Annotated in this window: 17 protein-coding genes and 4 tRNA genes; 11 read left to right on the top strand and 10 right to left on the bottom strand. The window is 45.3% G+C overall.

From position 1 onward, the window contains the following. The first annotated feature begins 278 nt into the window (after nt 1–278). On the top strand, nt 279–590 hold the full coding sequence (gene fliE / locus AAY47_RS06050; RefSeq protein ID WP_047767890.1) for a flagellar hook-basal body complex protein FliE: 312 nt from the start codon (nt 279–281) through the stop codon (nt 588–590). 441 nt (nt 591–1,031) lie between these two features. Here the strand turns inward: fliE and AAY47_RS06045 are convergent. Further along, a tRNA-Lys gene (locus AAY47_RS06045) sits at nt 1,032–1,107 on the bottom strand. A gap of 234 nt (nt 1,108–1,341) precedes the next feature. Between AAY47_RS06045 and cycA the strand changes: the two genes are divergently transcribed. Continuing rightward, a complete protein-coding gene (cycA, locus tag AAY47_RS06040; protein WP_047767888.1) occupies nt 1,342–2,766 on the top strand; it encodes a D-serine/D-alanine/glycine transporter in 1,425 nt (474 codons plus the stop codon). A gap of 446 nt (nt 2,767–3,212) precedes the next feature. Here the strand turns inward: cycA and AAY47_RS06035 are convergent, their stop codons facing one another. Next, nucleotides 3,213–4,124 carry a LysR family transcriptional regulator gene (locus AAY47_RS06035; protein WP_235428300.1) on the bottom strand — a complete coding sequence of 304 codons (912 nt, stop codon included), beginning with the start codon at nt 4,122–4,124 and terminating at the stop codon, nt 3,213–3,215. A 125-nt stretch (nt 4,125–4,249) separates the two neighbouring features. Here AAY47_RS06035 and AAY47_RS06030 point away from each other — a divergent pair, with 125 nt between their 5' ends. From AAY47_RS06030 to AAY47_RS05990, 9 genes are all read left to right on the top strand, one after another. Next, nucleotides 4,250–5,176 carry a DMT family transporter gene (locus AAY47_RS06030; protein WP_047768007.1) on the top strand — a complete coding sequence of 309 codons (927 nt, stop codon included), beginning with the start codon at nt 4,250–4,252 and terminating at the stop codon, nt 5,174–5,176. A gap of 43 nt (nt 5,177–5,219) precedes the next feature. Beyond that, the gene (locus AAY47_RS06025; RefSeq protein WP_047767887.1) at nt 5,220–5,588 is read left to right on the top strand and encodes a hypothetical protein; all 369 of its coding nucleotides are present in this window, start codon (nt 5,220–5,222) and stop codon (nt 5,586–5,588) included. Nucleotides 5,589–5,768: 180 nt separating this feature from the next. After that, nucleotides 5,769–6,170 carry a GFA family protein gene (locus tag AAY47_RS06020; protein ID WP_047768006.1) on the top strand — a complete coding sequence of 134 codons (402 nt, stop codon included), beginning with the start codon at nt 5,769–5,771 and terminating at the stop codon, nt 6,168–6,170. Nucleotides 6,171–6,562: 392 nt separating this feature from the next. Beyond that, nucleotides 6,563–7,222: a UvrY/SirA/GacA family response regulator transcription factor gene (gene uvrY, locus AAY47_RS06015; protein ID WP_047767885.1), complete on the top strand. Its 660-nt coding sequence runs from the start codon at nt 6,563–6,565 to the stop codon at nt 7,220–7,222. Nucleotides 7,223–7,245: 23 nt separating this feature from the next. Then, nucleotides 7,246–9,078 (top strand): excinuclease ABC subunit UvrC, encoded by a 1,833-nt coding sequence (gene uvrC, locus AAY47_RS06010; protein ID WP_047767883.1) that lies wholly within the window; start codon nt 7,246–7,248, stop codon nt 9,076–9,078. Between the two features lie 56 nt (nt 9,079–9,134). Continuing rightward, nucleotides 9,135–9,683, top strand: coding sequence for a CDP-diacylglycerol--glycerol-3-phosphate 3-phosphatidyltransferase (pgsA, locus tag AAY47_RS06005; protein ID WP_047767881.1), 549 nt, complete (start codon nt 9,135–9,137; stop codon nt 9,681–9,683). Between the two features lie 144 nt (nt 9,684–9,827). Then, nucleotides 9,828–9,903: transfer RNA gene (locus AAY47_RS06000), tRNA-Gly, on the top strand. Nucleotides 9,904–9,908: 5 nt separating this feature from the next. After that, a tRNA-Cys gene (locus AAY47_RS05995) sits at nt 9,909–9,982 on the top strand. 6 nt (nt 9,983–9,988) lie between these two features. Then, nucleotides 9,989–10,075: transfer RNA gene (locus AAY47_RS05990), tRNA-Leu, on the top strand. 329 nt (nt 10,076–10,404) lie between these two features. Here the strand turns inward: AAY47_RS05990 and AAY47_RS05980 are convergent. The 8 genes from AAY47_RS05980 to AAY47_RS05950 form a co-directional block, all read right to left on the bottom strand. Further along, nucleotides 10,405–10,632, bottom strand: coding sequence for an ogr/Delta-like zinc finger family protein (locus tag AAY47_RS05980; protein WP_047767876.1), 228 nt, complete (start codon nt 10,630–10,632; stop codon nt 10,405–10,407). Nucleotides 10,633–10,696: 64 nt separating this feature from the next. Beyond that, nucleotides 10,697–11,809 (bottom strand): phage late control D family protein, encoded by a 1,113-nt coding sequence (locus AAY47_RS05975; RefSeq protein ID WP_047767873.1) that lies wholly within the window; start codon nt 11,807–11,809, stop codon nt 10,697–10,699. Then, nucleotides 11,806–12,303: a phage tail protein gene (locus tag AAY47_RS05970; protein WP_047767871.1), complete on the bottom strand. Its 498-nt coding sequence runs from the start codon at nt 12,301–12,303 to the stop codon at nt 11,806–11,808. Before AAY47_RS05970 ends, AAY47_RS05975 begins: the two co-directional genes overlap by 4 nt. 2 nt (nt 12,304–12,305) lie before the next feature. Further along, nucleotides 12,306–15,053: a phage tail tape measure protein gene (locus AAY47_RS05965; protein ID WP_047767869.1), complete on the bottom strand. Its 2,748-nt coding sequence runs from the start codon at nt 15,051–15,053 to the stop codon at nt 12,306–12,308. Beyond that, nucleotides 15,046–15,162, bottom strand: a complete 117-nt coding sequence (locus AAY47_RS20470; protein WP_072161182.1) for a GpE family phage tail protein — start codon at nt 15,160–15,162, stop codon at nt 15,046–15,048. Before AAY47_RS20470 ends, AAY47_RS05965 begins: the two co-directional genes overlap by 8 nt. A 14-nt stretch (nt 15,163–15,176) precedes the next feature. Continuing rightward, nucleotides 15,177–15,494 carry a phage tail assembly protein gene (locus AAY47_RS05960; RefSeq protein ID WP_047767867.1) on the bottom strand — a complete coding sequence of 106 codons (318 nt, stop codon included), beginning with the start codon at nt 15,492–15,494 and terminating at the stop codon, nt 15,177–15,179. A gap of 33 nt (nt 15,495–15,527) precedes the next feature. Further along, a complete protein-coding gene (locus tag AAY47_RS05955; protein WP_047767864.1) occupies nt 15,528–16,043 on the bottom strand; it encodes a phage major tail tube protein in 516 nt (171 codons plus the stop codon). A 10-nt stretch (nt 16,044–16,053) separates the two neighbouring features. Then, the gene (locus AAY47_RS05950) at nt 16,054–17,226 is read right to left on the bottom strand and encodes a phage tail sheath protein (RefSeq protein WP_047767862.1); all 1,173 of its coding nucleotides are present in this window, start codon (nt 17,224–17,226) and stop codon (nt 16,054–16,056) included. Nucleotides 17,227–17,714: the final 488 nt, after the last annotated feature.

The raw sequence follows: 17,714 nt of genomic DNA, 5'->3' as shown, positions 1-17,714 counted from the left end.
TCCTTGCCTTGCTGGTCAACATGAATACTAAAAGCGTGGCGTAACAAAACAGACTCCCCATACGCAAGCGAAAAGATTCTTCCTATTATTAATCCCATCATTATTCGCTGTTCACACCTCTTTTAATGGCACAATAAGCTTCGAATTTTTACTTCAATTACCCGCTTTAGTTTAGAAAGGCTATGTTACGGTGGCAGTCGTGGAAAACTGTCAACCAGGCTACGGCTAATATGGCACTTAATCACATAATCAATAGGGTGATTTAACGCGAGGTTTTTATGTCAATTCCGGCAATTGAAGGTGTACTGCAACAGATGCAGGTTCAGGCGTTCCAAGCAGCAAACATTGCCAAACCCATGCCAATACAAGGCAGTTTTGCCAGCCAACTGACGACGGCAGTGGAAAAAATAAACCAAAACCGCTTGAGTGCGACGAAGCAGGCACAAGATTTCACCCTGGGCGTACCCGGTGTGGAGCTAAATGATGTTATGGTGAATATGCAAAAATCGAGCATTTCCCTGCAAATGGGTATCCAGGTAAGGAATAAGCTGGTGAGTGCCTATCACGAAATTATGAATATGCAGGTTTAGAAGTTTAACCAATTGATTTAAAATAAATATTTATTTTTCATTAATTGCTTGGGGCACATGTGGGGCAATTGCGAGTTTTTCATTTAGCAATTTAATTTGGTCATCGCTATTTTCACTCATCCACGCACCGTAAACACTGTGAACCATTTGTGATGAAACATGCCCCATTTGAGTTGCAATAAATGAAGGTTAGAAATAAACCAGAGTAATAATAACTCACTAATCGTTATTTATTTTGTGAAAGAATAATTTTTGATGTGAGCCTTGAGATTAAAAGTGGAGCAATATTTAACCATTTTTTAAGATCAAGGTTTTTTTGTTCTTGTATGTTGCTGGTTTTGTACAGTAATTATATTAACTCGTTATACTTTCTACTACTTTGAAAGGGTATCCTTGAAAAATAAAAGGACTCACGATATTAGCGTAAGTCCTTGTTAATTTTGGTGGGTCGTACAGGGTTCGAACTCCCGACCAATTGATTAAGAGTCAACGGCTCTACCGACTGAGCTAACGACCCAACGCGATTAATTATTCTCCAATGTTAACCGGGCGTCAATGGCCTATTATCCATTTTTTTACTAATTGAATAAAATACGCACAATAAATTCTTAACGAATTGGTCGAATTACAATCACTCTGTTTTTCATGTGAAATCCTTCTGTTAATGGCGCGGTTGTCTATGTCAAAATGTTCTATTAAACACAGCTTGAGGGTATTAAGACCATGCTGTGAGAATAAATTGGATACAACTATGGAAGAAAAAATACAACCCACTCACACGACTGAAACTGAAAGTTCGCACTTGCAGCGAAGTCTCACCAACCGACATATACAACTAATCGCAATTGGTGGTGCTATCGGTACTGGCCTGTTTATGGGATCAGGCAAAACAGTTTCTCTTGCGGGACCATCGATCATTTTTGTTTATATGATCATCGGTTTTATGCTGTTTTTTGTTATGCGGGCAATGGGAGAGTTATTACTTTCTAATTTGCACTATAAGTCGTTTAGCGATTTCTCTGCGGATTTACTAGGGCCGTGGGCCGGTTTTTTTGTCGGCTGGACTTATTGGTTCTGCTGGGTAATTACTGGTATAGCAGATATTGTTGCCATCACTGCTTATGTTGGATATTGGCTGCCTGGTTTTCCAGAATGGGGAACTTCGCTTTTGTGTGTTCTGGTATTGTTAACTCTGAATCTAGCGACAGTTAAGCTGTTTGGTGAACTGGAGTTTTGGTTTTCCATGATCAAAATTATTGCCATTATTGCCTTGATTGTGACAGGAGGCATTCTGATTGGCATCAACTTTAAATCACCAGCAGGGCATGTTGCAGCACTTGCTAATGTCTGGAATGATGGTGGTATGTTCCCTATGGGGCTAAGCGGATTTTTTGCCGGGTTCCAGATAGCGATATTCGCTTTTGTTGGGATTGAGTTGGTGGGAACTGCCGCAGCGGAAACTAAAAATCCGATGAAATCTTTACCAAAAGCGATTAATGCTATTCCTATCCGTATTATCACGTTTTATGTATTGGCTCTGATTGTCATTATGTCAGTTACACCGTGGCGAGCCGTCAGTGCGGATAAAAGTCCTTTCGTGGAATTGTTTATCTTGATCGGATTGCCTGCTGCTGCCAGCGTTGTTAACTTTGTGGTTTTGACTTCTGCGGCATCTTCGGCAAATAGTGGGGTTTTCTCTACTAGCCGGATGTTGTTCGGGCTGGCAAAAGAAGGAGATGCACCAAAGCAGTTTAGCCGTCTTTCCCGCCGTTCGGTTCCGGCATCAGGGTTGGTCTTTACATGTCTGTGCCTCTCTTTTGGGGTCATTTTGATCTATTTTATCCCCGATGTGATGCGGGTTTTTACTCTAGTGACAACCGTTTCTGCGATCCTGTTTATGTTTATTTGGAGCATGATCTTATGTTCTTATCTGGTTTATAGAAAGCATCGCCCAGAACTACATCTGGCTTCGGTGTACAAAATGCCATTTGGTATTGTAATGTCTTGGATATGCTTGGTTTTCTTTGCTTTTGTTTTGGTATTGCTTTCCTTGCAGCCAGATACCCGCCAGGCGTTAGTGGCTACACCAATTTGGTTTATTATTCTAATGATAGGGTTTCAGATTGTGAAAAAGCGTAAAACTCGCCTTGTTCATGAAGTAAAAAAATCCTGCTGATTAATTTTGGTGGCCCAAATATTGGGCCATTTTTCTCTTAAACAGGCAGGATCGTACCTTGATGGAATCTAAGCTGCCATTTATCAGTTGAAGATAATTGCCAAATTGATGAACGAAGTGCTTGATTGAATGGGTTGCCAGTTTGATCCATTTCATAAGACTGATAAGTTAATTTCTCTTGAGGACTTAAATATTTAACATGTTATTTTACTTCTATTTCAGTTAATTAATTTATTATCAGAATATTTATTAACTTGCTTTAACAGGCAATCCCATTGAGACGAATATAATCGGATGTTAAAGATTTATTCATCTTTAACATCTTAACATAATCTTAAACGGAAGCCTGGCCGATAGCAATTGATCAGACAGGAGTCCAAATTGAAATTAGATGGCTATCTTATCGCTTATCCAACCAAGTGTGCCGCTGTTGGTCATGCTGAATGTTATAGTATGCCCGATTGGTGTGACCGTCCTGAAAGTTTATCCTGATTTTGAAAAACCACCTCTGCCAGAAAATCTGCCACTTTCCGTATTCTGGGAGAATGGGCCAAATCAGATTGAATAACAAGCCAGATGGGTTTATCTATGCCTAAATCAGGCGAAATACACGTAAGCCCTGCGCCATTGGCTGCAATATGAGGCAGCACGGCTAATCCCAGGCCCGCAGTTGCTGCCGCAATTTGAGAACAAATCGAAGTTGTTGCGACTGAAAGTGAGCGTCCTTGTAAGACTTGTTTAAGCCAGTTAACGGAAGGAAATTGCGAGTACTCACTTGTCCAGCCAATAAAATGCGCATCGTTGTATTTACCTTTGAATATATCGGAGGGGCAGGTCGCTAAATAAGTTTCGCTGCCATACAGACCAAACCCCAAGGTTCCCAGTTGTCGGAGATTAACATGGCCTTGCTCCGGTCTGATGATACGAAGTGCTAAATCAGCATCACGGCGGTGAAGGTTTACTGTGTAATTATCCGTTGTGATTTCTAATGTCAGGTTTGGATGATTTTTTTGTAAGGTCGGCAAGTTGGGCATAATTAAATAATTGGATAATGTTTCGAGTGTTGCAAGGCGTACACTGCCTGCAATAGTTGCCCGTAGATCGGCCTCAAACAGAAATGAACTTGCTGCTATCTCCATGGCTTTGGCTTTTTCCAATAGTTCTGCGCCATCTTCTGTTAGTTGATAGCCTGTTTGATGCCGCAAAAATAATGGCATTCCGAAAGTATTTTCCAGACGTTCGATTTTTCTCGATACCGTTGCCACTCCAATACTAAGAAACTCAGCCGCTTTACTGATAGTCCCTGCTCGCGCGATTGCCAAGAATATTCGAATATCATCCCAAATAAGTGATTGCACGATTTGTTTTCCATTTCTGAAAATTTGATTACCAATTTTGCCTAAATATTTCAATTTTAAAAGGTGCCACAATGATTTTGTCAAGGATCACTTTGTTTAAGATAAATCAAGATAGGGTAATGAATATGAAAACAACCCCACAGTCAGCGATTGCACTGACGTTAATTGCAACATTCTTTTGGGGATCAAATTTTCAGATAACAAAATTTGCACTTACGAGTTTGCCTCCGTGGACAGCTTCTGTTGAGCGTTTTTTTTATGCAGTTATCTGTATTTTCATTTTTTTTGCATGGAAAGAGGGGATTCACAGCAAGGTTTTGAAACAAAACTGGTGGGCATTTATTATTCTTGGGGCGATTGGTGTGGCGGGATTTAATGGGGCATTTTTTGTTGGTCTGCAAAGTTCCAATCCAGTGACGGCGGCTTTGATTGTGGCAACGACGCCTATCTCTGCCAATATTCTGGAAGCGATGATAAATCGTCGGTTACCTGGATTGATGCGGGTTATTGGTATGGCAATCAGTTTGTTGGGGGTTGCTTTGGTTATTACCAACGGTGAATTGAATTTGGGAGGTGTCTCTCAGATAGTAGCCGGCGATATAATCATTTTTATGGGAAGTCTTGGTTGGTCAATTTACACAGTGGGAACACGGGTGTTTGTCAAAGATGCGACGCCATTGGCGACTACGAGCTGGACAATGCTTTTTGGTGCGATCATATTAGCGTTTATTGCGATTTTTGTGGAATCGCCAATAACTGCATTATCTTCGGGAACATTTGAAAGCCATTTGGCCTGTTTTTATATAGGTATTGGTGGTTCTACTGTTGCCTATCTTTTTTGGAATATGGGGGTTGCTATTCGTGGAGCAGGAAAAACGGCGGTATTTTTTAACTTGGTTCCCATGTTTGCACTCATGATACAGCTAATGATGGGAAATATTCCCAGCTTGCCACAACTAATCGGCGTTGTTATCACTATTGTGGGGGTGCTCTTGGGGCAGGGAATATTGAGTAATGTCCGGTTCATGAACATTGATAAAAATAAAAACTAACATACAATCACCATGGTAACTAATTTATTAGTGGAGATCTGATATGGAAAAATTTACTGATAAATTAATTAGCTTTGACCGATTTCTTTTACGGATACTGCGCTTTCTTTTGCATGCATTCATTATCTTTCTGATCGGCATTATTCCTGGTGTACTGGGTTTTTTCTTGATCGAAAGCCATGCTATTCCTGATGCAATACTAAATTCAGTTTCAATGATTGGAACACAAAACTTGCATATTGAACCCGTCAGTACTCTGGGGAAATATTTTGCTGCCGTTTATGGACTATTCCTTCAGGCTATCTTTTTTATCGCAGTAGGTATGGTGGTGACGCCTTTTGTCCACAGAATATTGCATAGCTGGCACATAGATGATGATGAAGAGGAGGATAACGAAGATGTGAAAAAATAAATAACTTAATTTTCTGCTATCAAGCCATAATTTGATGTTTCCAAAACTTATTTGTATGGTTAAAAATTAGAGGATCATTGTAGTGAATAGGGTATTTTTGATGAAATATAGTGGTAGATTTACTCAATCTCAGATATAAGATTTTTCCCTATAAATTTATTATAGATAGAGAGTTAAATGATGAATAAAGGTCATTGTTTATGCGGTGCGGTGAGTGTAAAAACCAATCAAGGTATTGGAGATATTAACGTATGCCACTGTAAAAATTGCCAAAAATGGAATGGAGGTCCATTTTTATCTGTGGACTGTAAGGATGACCTAAAAATAGAAGGAGCTGAAAATATTTCAACATATTCGTCATCCGAATGGGCAGAACGCGCTTTCTGTAACAGGTGCGGCACACATCTTTTTTACCACCTGCATCAACCAAGCGCTTATTATGTTCCAGTTGCATTGTTTGATAATAGTAATAAAAGTAAATTATCTCGCCAAATTTATGTGGACAACAAGCCAGCATATTATAACTTTGTTGAAAAAACCCCTATGCTGACTAAAGCAGATATCCTTAACTTATTTAAATAATTATTGCAGTATGGGGGAAAATATCATCCTCATATTGTTCTGGATTGCTATGAATAATATAGAGATATGTTTTTAAGAAATATTAAACGAAATCAATTGGCTATATGCTTGATAAACTTCAAGTTGCAATCCGCAAGACGACGTGAAGCCTTATATTTCCCCACTGCGCGGGGAAATATAACACGCATCTTGAAGTTGGATTGGTATATATTTATTACATTTCATTGATATGTAACAATTTTCTTTCTGTTTTGCGCTAATGTGAGTATAATCTGTTATCTTTTGTTAATTTATCTTATGAAAATCATAAAGATAAATTCAGCGTGTTCGTTTCGTTTTGGGATTTATTAATTTTATCATTATAGTGGATATTACGTTAGTGGAGATGTTGTTTGATTAATGTTTTATTAGTTGATGACCATGAACTGGTGCGCATTGGTGTGAAAGGCGTCCTTGATGATGTAAAAGGGATAAAAGTCGTAGGGGAAGCCAGTAGTGGAGAAGATGCAGTCAGATGGTGTAGATCAAACAGCACGGATATTGTCATGATGGATATGGGAATGCCCGGAATAGGAGGGTTGGAGGCGGCTAAAAAAATCATCCGTTATTCACCTGATACACGGGTGATTATGCTAACTATCCATACTGAAAGTTCTTTGCCCACAAAAGTGATGCAAGCAGGGATTAGGGGATATTTGAGCAAGGCTGCCGCTCCTCAGGATATGATCAATGCAATTCGGGCGGTTTATGCAGGCCAGCGTTACATTTCCTCGGACATTGCCCAGCAGATGGCACTCAACCAGTTATCACCCCCAAAAGAAAACCCGTTGGATGAACTTTCGGATCGGGAATTGCAGATCATGACAATGATAACTCAGGGGCGTAAAGTTAATGAGATTTCTGAGTTGCTTAATCTGAGTCCAAAAACAGTGAATAGTTACCGCTATAGGATGTTCAGTAAACTAAATATCAAAGGTGATGTAGAATTGACCCATATGGCAATACGCTGTGGATTGTTTGATGCGCAGAATATGGTAACTCACAGTGGGTAATAAGATTTGATGGGTGATCAGTCATGGCGGAACTATTTAATTCAAAGGCATTTTTAAAAACAGTTACCAGTCAGCCGGGTGTCTACCGCATGTATGATATCGCTGGCACCGTGATCTATGTCGGTAAAGCTAAGGATCTAAAAAAACGGTTATCGAGCTATTTTAGGGCACAAGTTAGTAGTCGCAAAACTGAATCATTAGTGAAAAATATCGTCCAGATAGATGTCACCGTTACCCACACAGAGACAGAGGCGCTCCTGCTCGAACATAACTACATCAAACTGTATCAGCCTCGCTACAATGTATTACTGAGAGATGATAAATCTTATCCTTATATTTTCTTGAGTAGTGATATCCATCCCCGTTTAACCTTATATCGTGGAGCCAGGCATGCGAAAGGAGAATACTTCGGCCCATTCCCCAATTCTCATGCAATACGTGACACTTTAGCTTTATTGCAGAAACTATTTCCTATTCGCCAATGTGAAGACAATGTGTATCGCAATCGTTCAAGACCTTGTTTGCAATATCAGATTGGGCACTGCCTCGCCCCTTGTGTTAAGGGATTTGTAACAGATGAAGAATATCTGCAGCAAGTTGAATACGTCCGTTTGTTTTTGGCGGGGAAAGATCAGCAAGTATTGGATGAGCTGGTTACAAAAATGGAAAAAGCGAGTCAACAGCTTAAGTTTGAAGAGGCTGCCCGTTATCGCGATCAGATCCAGGCAGTACGGCAAGTTACGGAACGACAATTTGTTTCTGGAGAAGGTGATGATCTTGATGTTATTAGCGTTGCTTTTGAGGCGGGAATGGCCTGTGTGCATGTCTTATTTATCCGTCAGGGCAAGATATTGGGCAGCCGCAGTTATTATCCCAAAATTCTGGTTGATACGAAATTAGATGAAGTAGTGCAAACTTTCCTTGGTCAATTTTATCTTCAGGGAAGCCAAAACAGGACATTGCCGACAGAAATTTTGTTGGATTTTGCATTACCTGAAAAAGAACTATTGGAAAAATCACTTGCTGAAATATCGGGCAGAAAAATCTATATCCAGGCACGGCCAAGAGGTGACAGAGCGCGTTACTTAAAATTAGCACGTACTAATGCCGCTACCGCTTTGCTTACCAAACTTTCCCAACAATCGACAATTCATCAGCGATTAGAATCACTGACCGCATTTATCGGCCTTGAAAAAATCCAACGTATGGAATGTTTTGACATCAGTCACACGATGGGAGAACAAACTGTTGCATCATGTGTTGTTTTTGATGCTAATGGCCCGGTTCGTGCAGAATATCGACGCTATAATATTACAGGTATTACTCCAGGGGATGATTATGCTGCGATGAGCCAAGTCCTGCGTCGTCGATATAGCAAAGCTATCGATCAGACAAAAATCCCGGACATTATCTTTATTGACGGTGGAAAAGGGCAGCTTGCGCGTGCGATTGAAGTTTTCGATTCTTTGAAGGTTGAATGGAATAAAAAGTATCCTAAGCTAATTGGTGTTGCGAAAGGCAGTGATCGTAAGGCTGGGCTAGAAACCCTATTCTTTGCAGCGGAAGGGGAGGGGATAGCACTTCCTCCTGATTCACCTGCGTTACACGTTATTCAACATATTCGTGATGAATCTCACAACCATGCCATTACAGGACATCGTCAGCGCCGGGAAAAAGTGAAAAAGACCAGTACATTGGAATCGATTGATGGTATAGGGCCGAAACGTAGACAAATGTTACTTAAATATATGGGAGGATTACAACCTTTACGCAACGCAAGTGTAGAAGAGATCGCAAAAGTACCTTCTATTTCTTATGCATTGGCAGAAAAAATCTATAATGCGTTGAAACACTAGAAGTATTGATGCACCATACTGATAAACTTAACTTGGCCAGATAGTTACTAAGCATTATGCAATTAAATATTCCAACATGGCTTACTCTATTTCGTATTGCCTTAATCCCATTCTTTGTTTTGGCATTTTACTTGCCATTCCAATGGGCACCGATGGCATGTGCCATTATCTTTATTATTGCTGCTGCAACAGATTGGTTTGATGGTTTTCTTGCTCGTTTGTGGAAGCAGACAACGCGTTTTGGCGCATTTCTTGATCCGGTGGCGGATAAAGTGATGGTGGCTACTGCGCTGGTACTGATTGCAGAACATTACCATACGTGGTGGATCACGCTGCCTGCTGCAACGATGATTGCCCGTGAGATCATTATATCCTCCCTGCGTGAGTGGATGGCGGAATTGGGAAAACGCAGTAGCGTCGCTGTTTCTTGGATGGGAAAAATAAAAACGACAGCACAAATGGCGGCATTGGTTGCCTTATTATGGCGTCCTTGCATTGAACTCGAAGTGGGAGGATTCATCCTATTATATGCTGCTGCGGTCTTGACATTCTGGTCAATGTTTCAATATTTGAGCGCCGCATGGGATGATTTGCGTGAAAGTTGATCCAAATGACGCAAAAAACATCGAACGAACGCGTTTTATAAATAATTGTGTTGACTCATTTTGTGAAGTAAGTAGAATGCATCGCATCGGACGGCGCATGAAATTTACGAAACAAGTTAAGTAAATCAAGCAGTTCGAAGAAAGGCGGGAATAGCTCAGTTGGTAGAGCACGACCTTGCCAAGGTCGGGGTCGCGAGTTCGAGTCTCGTTTCCCGCTCCAAAAAAGGCGCGTTGGCAGAGTGGCCATGCAGCGGATTGCAAATCCGTTCACCTCGGTTCGACTCCGGGACGCGCCTCCAAATTAAGCCCAGGTGGTGAAATCGGTAGACACAAGGGATTTAAAATCCCTCGGCTGTAAGGCTGTGCGGGTTCAAGTCCCGCCCTGGGCACCAAATAAAAACTTGATGCGAAACATCGAGTTAGAGTCAGAAAAGGCCACCTTTACGGTGGCTTTTTTGCTTTCTGCGATTGTATTAAATTTCGAAATTGGCAGCAGATTGGCAGCACTTTGGCAACGCTGTTTATTTATACAATATCATTTAGCCCCGCCTTTTGCCCTTGATAACGCCTGATTTTTCCTATTTTTAAAAAAATTCCATTGAATAAAAAACCATTAAATTTGAATAATTATTAATCAATGTGATTTTATCGTATTCAACAGAAAAGTGGCGACGGAATGGCGACGTAAAAAAAGCCTCACTGTCGAGGCTCTTTTTATTATTCAGGGATTATCAAAACACATTACCGTTTGTTGACCATTCGTAGGGTGGGGCTGGGCGAATTCAATCAAGTTGGGTTTAGCCACCCAACGGACAAAGGTTTCATGACTGACGAATGTGGCACCACAATTGATATTCTGGCACTGGTTGTAACGTTCTTTGGTTTCGGCGGTGTGTTCAAAACTGCTGCGAGTGTGTGCAACATGATGGCAAAGGGGGCATTTCATCATAATATGAGGTGCCTTATTGAAAATGACTGCCAGCTTTGTTAGGCAATAGCGTGATTATAGCAAATCAAGCGCCCATGTCAGCATCCGAAATTTTCACTTCCAGTTCTAACGATGATGTTAACCCACTGTCATTTAAGGTATGCGTCACCGTGACCAATGTCCAGTCTGCCTGGTCAATCTGCGGTTTAAAACCGATCACCCGAACTTTCATTTCAGGGAACAGCTCCGGCCGTCCTTTCGCCAGTTGAATGGAAAACGACGCTACACCACGCTGGATTTTTTCCCATTCCGCTTTTGCGGCACGCTCAGCCGTTGATCTATAGGCATAGGTGTGTTTCAACACCAACACATTTCCCTCACTGCCGACCAGATATTCTCCCTGTTTTTCCTCTTTTTTCGGCTGGCTGGTCTTGTGGGATTGACGCCGCTTGCGCTTAACAGTGACCTGCTCTTTTTTCTGTGGCTCACGGGTATTCAGCCAACTGGCCGATACACCGGTATAGGCGCTGCGGTCTGCCAGCGAGAACCGGTAGCTATCCCCCGACTGACGGGTAATCATAACCACTGGCAACGGGCGGCCACTCACTGTCTGGTTTTGCCCCCGCCGCATAAACAACAGGTAACCGTTTTTAACCGCGGCAATAGCTCCCTCCTGTTTGGCCAGCCGGGTTAAAAAGCTGCCGTCGGATTCGTTGGTCTGATCAATATGCTTTATTGCGATAGCGGCCAGTATTTCTTCCACTTCCGGCTTGAGGTTGTTACGCGTGGCAATAGTGCGCACAATATCGCTAATGGTTTTTTGGTGGTAGGACAACTCACGGCTGATATTCAGGGTCGCCCGAAAATCAGCACTGCGGGCACGAACCGTCACTTTATCCGGTGGGCCGCTGTATTCGATTTCATCCACAATAAACTTGCCCTTATGGATAAGTGCTTCGCCCTGCCAGCCCAGATGCAGGGAAAGCTCTGTGCCACGGGGTGGCAACGATAACAGGCCGTCACTGTCATCCAGCTCAATATCGAGCTGATCTGCCTCAAAGCCGCGGTTATCGGTCAGGCTCAGGGAAATCAACCTGTCCTGGATACGGGCATTGATATTGCTGTCACCCGCACTCAGCACATAGACAGGCGAGTTAGCGTTGCCGGTTACCCAGTCCAGCTTTGGTAATGATATCATGGGAATAATCCTGTAATTTTATCGGTAGCCGCTGTTTTAATGCTGCCTAATATATCGGTCGCACTGATTTTCAGGTCGTTCAGTTGCGTACCCAGATCCCCGAACATTTTTCCCAGATTTTCATCCACACGACGCAAGGTGACGGTAAAGTCGATTTTTTTAGCGGCCCCGTCGGCAAAGAATTCCGTTTTGGTCTGATCCAGGCTCTCGATAATAAACATGCCGTAAATGGTGCCCTGACCATCCAGAAATGACCAGGCTTTGCCACTGTCAGCCATCAGTTGTAACGCCAGCAGCGATAACCGGCCCCCCGTGATTTCCGGGTATAACGAACCGGATAAGGTGATGGTGTCATTGTTTGGCCCGATAAACTGGAAGGCGGGGCGGGCACCAATCCGGTTATTGAAGCCGTAGCGCCAAGACTGCTGGTGTTGCAGGCTCTGGTAGGGGGTGGTTTTCAGCATAAAAACAAATAAACCCAGGGCGGCCATCATCGTTAATACTCCTCTCTGTCAGCAAAGGCGCTGCGGGCGCGGGCACGTTGTTGTTGTTCACGGCGATCCATTTCACGGGCAACCGCCTGAGCGATATCCTGCGCCGATTGGGCCGGTGTGGGGTGAATATGGATTTCACAGGCAGGACGCTCACTGCGTTGATGTTGATTTATCACCGTGACCCCTGCGCTCTGGTATTGGGCGGCCGGCAGACTGTAGGGATGCAACGGGGCTTGTTGGGCGCTGACCGTGGATGCGCCCATCGACAGCGCGGCAGCGGCCATGCGGGCCAGTGTCGCCGTTTGCCGGCGGCTGGTCACGCGGGCTGGGCCGTTTATCAGCTCAGGGCCGTATTCACCGACCAGGCCAAATTTCCCCGCCGGAATATAACCGCCGGTATCATGGGCACCGGAAAAGGCGGCGAGGGGGTTAGCGTGGGGGCGGGTGGCGTCGTTATAGGCATCCAGTGCTTGTTTCACGCCCGACTTTTGCGTCTGTTCTTTCACAAAATCCGGTGTTACTGCGTCCTTAATTTGTGCCCCCAGCTCAGTGACATTTTGTTTTAACGCTTTCCATTTTTCTTTAATGCCGTTGATCAGTTTTTCAATCATATCGGCACCGAATTTTTTAAACCGCCCCGGCAGTTTCTTGGCGTTCTCGACAATTTCATGCCATTTATTCGAAATGTACGTTTTGATGGTGTCCCATCGGGCTAAAATGTCGGCCTTAATTTCGGCCCACTTGCTCAGGATCTTTTGTTTAATGCTGGCCCATGCCGTAGAAACGTAGTTTGAAATGTTATCCCACAATTTTTTAAACCACGGCCCCAGCTTGTCCCAGTTTTTCCAAATCAGATAGGCGCCCAGAGCAATCAGGCCAATGATCAATAACAAGGGGTTCGTCAGCACCAACACCCGTAACCACGACAGCACCTTACCGACAGCAGAAAAGGCCTTCCCAAGTTTCAGGACAGAACCGGCTCCCTTGATACCCAGCACGCTCAGACTAAACTTAACGACAGCTAACGGCCCTAACAATGCGGCTAAGGCCAACGTAATCGCCCCAAAGGCTGTTAAGATAACGCCCACTCCAATGGCAATCATGGCTAATTTTTTAGTCAATTCGGGGTTAGCCTTAGCCCATTCACCGATGGAACGCATAATATCGGTGGCTTTCTGAAAAATATCCCTTAACGGCTCCCTGACTGAATCATATAAAGTAATTCCAACATCTTCCCAGGCTGAACGCAGGTTTTTGATATCCCCATCCATATTGTCGGCTTTCGCTTTAGCCACCTGACTGGCCGTATTATCCTGCTCATGAATTTTTTTGATATATGCATCAATACGTTTTTCAGGATCTATCTCGCCTTGCTTATCCAGTAGTTCAAGCATGGCGGATGAGGCTTCAACCCCAAAAATATCTTTAACAAACGCAATTTTCTTCGCATTACCGACGCCACCAATGCCCCGTTTTTTAAAAGCAGATTCCAAATCAGACAGTATCTTCGGCATGGCCCGCATTTTTCCACTGCTGTCCGCAATAGTAACATTCAATGCATCGAGCGCCTTCTTGGCCGCTTTGGGCTGAGCAGCCAGACGCAACAGCGCCATTCTTAACGAGGTTCCTGCCTGCGAACCTTGTATCCCCACATTCCCTAATAGCCCAACAGAAGCTACCACCGACTCAAAATCCTGACCTGCTGACTGGGCAGCCGGGCCAACATATTTCATGGTTTCCCCCAACATACGTAAATCAGTGTTAGAGGTGGTAAAACCGTAAGTCAGGACATCCGCAACTCGTTTCATTTCATCGGCGGGAATTTTGTAAGCACTCTGGATATTGGAGGCAATATCAGCCACCTCAGCCAGTGAGTCATTCATACCCGCCGCTTTTGCTAAGTCCAACATGGCAGGCATAGACTTTTGAATCTTGTCAGGGTCATAACCTGCCATTGCCAGAAATCCCATTCCGCCTGCGACATCATTCGCCGTAAAACTGGTTGTTGCCCCTAAATGCCGTGCCTGCTCCCGTAATACTTTTAATTGTGGATCGTTCTTATCTAGACGGGTTAACGCCTGTACATTCGACATTCCCACTTCAAAATCATAACCCGGCAGCATTACCCGCTTGGTACCCAAAAGCGCGGCAGCACCTGTAGCTATAACTGTGGCACCTGTCCCTGCCATCTGATTGCGCACATCTTTCATTTTCTGATGGCGAGAACGAGCTGCCGCCAGTCGTTTTTCCTGTTGACTCAACCGTTCCAGTTGCTGCTGTTGTTGCTGGAGTGCATTGGTTGTGCGACTGATATCGGCATGGATGCGCCGCTGCGCCTGCCCAAGCTGGTTGGTAGCAATCCCGCTGGCGCGCAAGGCATCGCGCTGGCGTTGCAGAGACTGGCTTAAGGCTTGGGTTTTTTCCTTGAGTTGGGCAGCGGCATTGGTGGCTTGCTGGAGTTGGCGGACTTGGGCTTGTGTCGGGCTGGCGCTGGTATTGAGGGTACGGCTCAGTGCCGCTACGCGTTCAGTCGCGCTGCGGTAAGCCTGCTGGGTTTCTGTCAGTTGGCGCTTGGTCTTGCGGAAACCATCAATCCTGCCGGCCTGCTGGTTCAGATCCCGCAATTGCTGGCGGGACTGTTTGAGGGTCTCCGCCAGCCGTTTATTGGCTGCCTGCGCACCTTTAAAGGGCCGCGTCAGTTTATCCACGGCGCTTAAGATCACTTGCAGGCGTAAATTTCGGTCACTCATCGGCACCACTCCGCTTCATTGCCCGGTAACGCCATTCCAGCAGCTCCGGCAGGGGCATGTCAGCGGTTACGGCAGGCGACCAGTGAAAGACGGTGGCAATGTCTGCCACCAGTTCATCAACGGTTAGTTGGTCTGGAAATCGGACTTCACCGACTTCGGCAGCAAAAAACTGACCACCTCGATACTCAGGTTAATCAGGTCGCCCGGTGACATCAGCAGCAAATCGCCTTTGGTCAACGCCGGCGCGGTGACGCGGGGTAACACCAGCATCATGGAGTCTACGTCCATCTCCATCAGGGCTTGCAGGCGGGCACCGCGCAGGGCACCACTGTTAGGCTTGCGCACAATCACGTCCGTAATGGTGGTAGCACCCCGTATAATCGGCTCTTCCAGTGTGACGGAGGCCTGTTCAGGCAGGGTAACAGGGGTTTGTTCGGTCATGATAAAAGCTCCTCAGATGAAAAAGGTTAATATTTACAGGCCAATAGCACGGCGATGCGCTTCGAGACGGTCAACGCCGCCGACGATTTCCACCATATTTACGGTGTCGATTTCGACCAGCACTTCCCCGTCCCACGTCAGTTTAAAGTAAGTATTTTTGGCGCTGACCTTAGTCTGGGTGTTGTCACCCTGTTTGTAGCTGCCGTGGTCAAATTCGGAAAATCGCCCGCGCATGACGACCTCGATGGCAATCACTTCGCCGGTATCGTCACGCTGGAAAGAGCCATTGAAACGCAGGGCCACGCCATCGACTTTATCAATGCCCCACTGTTTGTAGAGCTGGGCGTCAACCCCGCCTAACGTAAATTCGGCATCCAGTGCGCCGTCATCCAGCCCCAAATCGACGTTCGCCGTGCCGGGCATTCCGCCGCCGCGATAGGCTTCGAGCTTGCGACCCAGTTTGGGTAACGTCAGTTCTTCGACAATCCCAACGTAATTGTTGCCGTCATTGAAGAGGTTTAAGTATTTCAGTTTGCGTGGTAATGCCATATGCAGCCCCTTAGCTGTTAATGCTGTTGGCGAAGTTCATCAGGTACTGGTCAGTAATGCGCTGGCGCAGCAGCAGGTTTTCCAGTGGCGGCACCGGGGTGTAGTTATAGTCGATATAGAGCTTGCCGGCTTTCAGGGTGTCCTTGCTGTTGGCGCTTTCGTCATACCAGCATTGGCCGTCAATCAGGTAGCCGTTAGATTTGAGTTCACGCAGCTTGGCGTTGATGCCTTCGATAATGTCACGCACCAGCGAGGGCGTCAGCGGTTTATCGATAGCCCACATATGAGCCTCGGCCATCGTGTCAGCCAGCACCTGGGCGGTGCGGGTGTAGCTTTCAAACTGGAACAGCGGATCATCGGAGCAGGTGCGGGAACCCCAGAAACGAAATCCGTCTTTGCGGATCAGCGTGGTCACGTCGTTCTGGTTGAGCAGGTTGGCGTCGGTGGCGACGTCCTGTAAATCCCAGAAGACATCCGCTGAAATGCCGGTCACCCCATTGACGCCCACGTTGGACAGGGTTTTGTGCCAGCCGGTTTCCTCGTCGATTTTCGCCCGCAAGCCTAATGCCCGTGCTGTGGCATAAGCAACAGCTTCACGGCTGATCACGGTATCCCAGCTCAGGAAGTCCGGCCAAATCAGCATCAGCTCACGATACTTGAAGTTTTTACGATAGTTGATAACTTCTTCGATTTTTTTGCAGCCATAAGCGCTCACATACGCCATGGCTTTCAGTTTCTCGGCAATGCCGGCCAGCGCCTCGGCCACGGGCTGGGTATCGTGACCGGGCACACCGAGAATACGCGGCTTAACACCCAGCTGACCTTGTGCGGCCAATAACGCCTGCATGCCGGTTTTTTTGCCCTCATCGGTGACGCGGCCAATGATATTGGACGTGGTTTCGGCTTCGGTTTCGCCCTGGGCGACACGCACCACTACGGTTACGGGTTTGGCCTGATCGGCAATCGCCCGCAAGGCATGGAATAGCGTTCCGGTTTCGCCGGCCTTGCCGCTGGCGGTAAGGACATCGGTTAACAAGACCGGAGTGTTTAGGGGAAAGGTATTGGGGTCAGCATCATCCCCCGTACAGACCATGCCGACAATGGCAGTGCTGACGGTGGTAATGGTGCGGGTGCCTGCGTTGATTTCCTGCACGCGCACGCCGTGATGATAATCTTGGGCCATAGCGAAAAACTCCTGCTTAAGTGATTTCGTTATGGTGGTCGGCTTTACAATAAAATGCAGGTGATTGGGGTTGTGTGAGGGCTGGTACAAATCAGGTGAATCATTAATGAGGGGATCGCCCCCTATAATGAATGCACAATGCAAAAAAATATACCTAATTAAAATACATCATCATGGGCGGCCGTGCCTGCATGTAGTGCGCCGCGTGAATTGAAAAACTGTTTCATTTAAATCGCAAAAAATTATATTACGGTGTTTTTATCAAACACGCGGCATATTTAGATTGTTTTTTACCCATCAACGCCGATGTTCCTCCAAACTCACATTTTGTACATTTATTGAACTGAAAATTTATTTAATTTCAACCCGTTCAATAGTCAGTTACCCGTTTCTGCTGCCCAAATCCACCCAGTGCGTAATTCTAGAAAACCTCGGTTTGGCGGAAACAGTGGAGCTGGCGAAAAATGCCCTGTCCAAATCTCAGAATG

The sequence above is a fragment of the Xenorhabdus griffiniae genome (assembly GCF_001028135.1).
In the GTDB taxonomy this organism is placed as follows: Bacteria; Pseudomonadota; Gammaproteobacteria; order Enterobacterales; family Enterobacteriaceae; genus Xenorhabdus; species Xenorhabdus bakwenae.
This window is presented reverse-complemented; position numbering and strand designations above follow the sequence as displayed.

Bases quoted from the DNA above. Each gene is read 5' to 3' on its own strand.
- fliE (WP_047767890.1), top strand. From the start codon at position 279: ATGTCAATTCCGGCAATTGAAGGTGTACTGCAACAGATGCAGGTTCAG.
- cycA (WP_047767888.1), top strand. From the start codon at position 1,342: ATGGAAGAAAAAATACAACCCACTCACACGACTGAAACTGAAAGTTCG.
- AAY47_RS06030 (WP_047768007.1), top strand. From the start codon at position 4,250: ATGAAAACAACCCCACAGTCAGCGATTGCACTGACGTTAATTGCAACA.
- AAY47_RS06025 (WP_047767887.1), top strand. From the start codon at position 5,220: ATGGAAAAATTTACTGATAAATTAATTAGCTTTGACCGATTTCTTTTA.
- AAY47_RS06020 (WP_047768006.1), top strand. From the start codon at position 5,769: ATGAATAAAGGTCATTGTTTATGCGGTGCGGTGAGTGTAAAAACCAAT.
- uvrC (WP_047767883.1), top strand. From the start codon at position 7,246: ATGGCGGAACTATTTAATTCAAAGGCATTTTTAAAAACAGTTACCAGT.
- pgsA (WP_047767881.1), top strand. From the start codon at position 9,135: ATGCAATTAAATATTCCAACATGGCTTACTCTATTTCGTATTGCCTTA.
- AAY47_RS05980 (WP_047767876.1), bottom strand. From the start codon at position 10,632: ATGATGAAATGCCCCCTTTGCCATCATGTTGCACACACTCGCAGCAGT.
- AAY47_RS05975 (WP_047767873.1), bottom strand. From the start codon at position 11,809: ATGATATCATTACCAAAGCTGGACTGGGTAACCGGCAACGCTAACTCG.
- AAY47_RS05970 (WP_047767871.1), bottom strand. From the start codon at position 12,303: ATGATGGCCGCCCTGGGTTTATTTGTTTTTATGCTGAAAACCACCCCC.
- AAY47_RS05965 (WP_047767869.1), bottom strand. From the start codon at position 15,053: ATGAGTGACCGAAATTTACGCCTGCAAGTGATCTTAAGCGCCGTGGAT.
- AAY47_RS05960 (WP_047767867.1), bottom strand. From the start codon at position 15,494: ATGACCGAACAAACCCCTGTTACCCTGCCTGAACAGGCCTCCGTCACA.
- AAY47_RS05955 (WP_047767864.1), bottom strand. From the start codon at position 16,043: ATGGCATTACCACGCAAACTGAAATACTTAAACCTCTTCAATGACGGC.
- AAY47_RS05950 (WP_047767862.1), bottom strand. From the start codon at position 17,226: ATGGCCCAAGATTATCATCACGGCGTGCGCGTGCAGGAAATCAACGCA.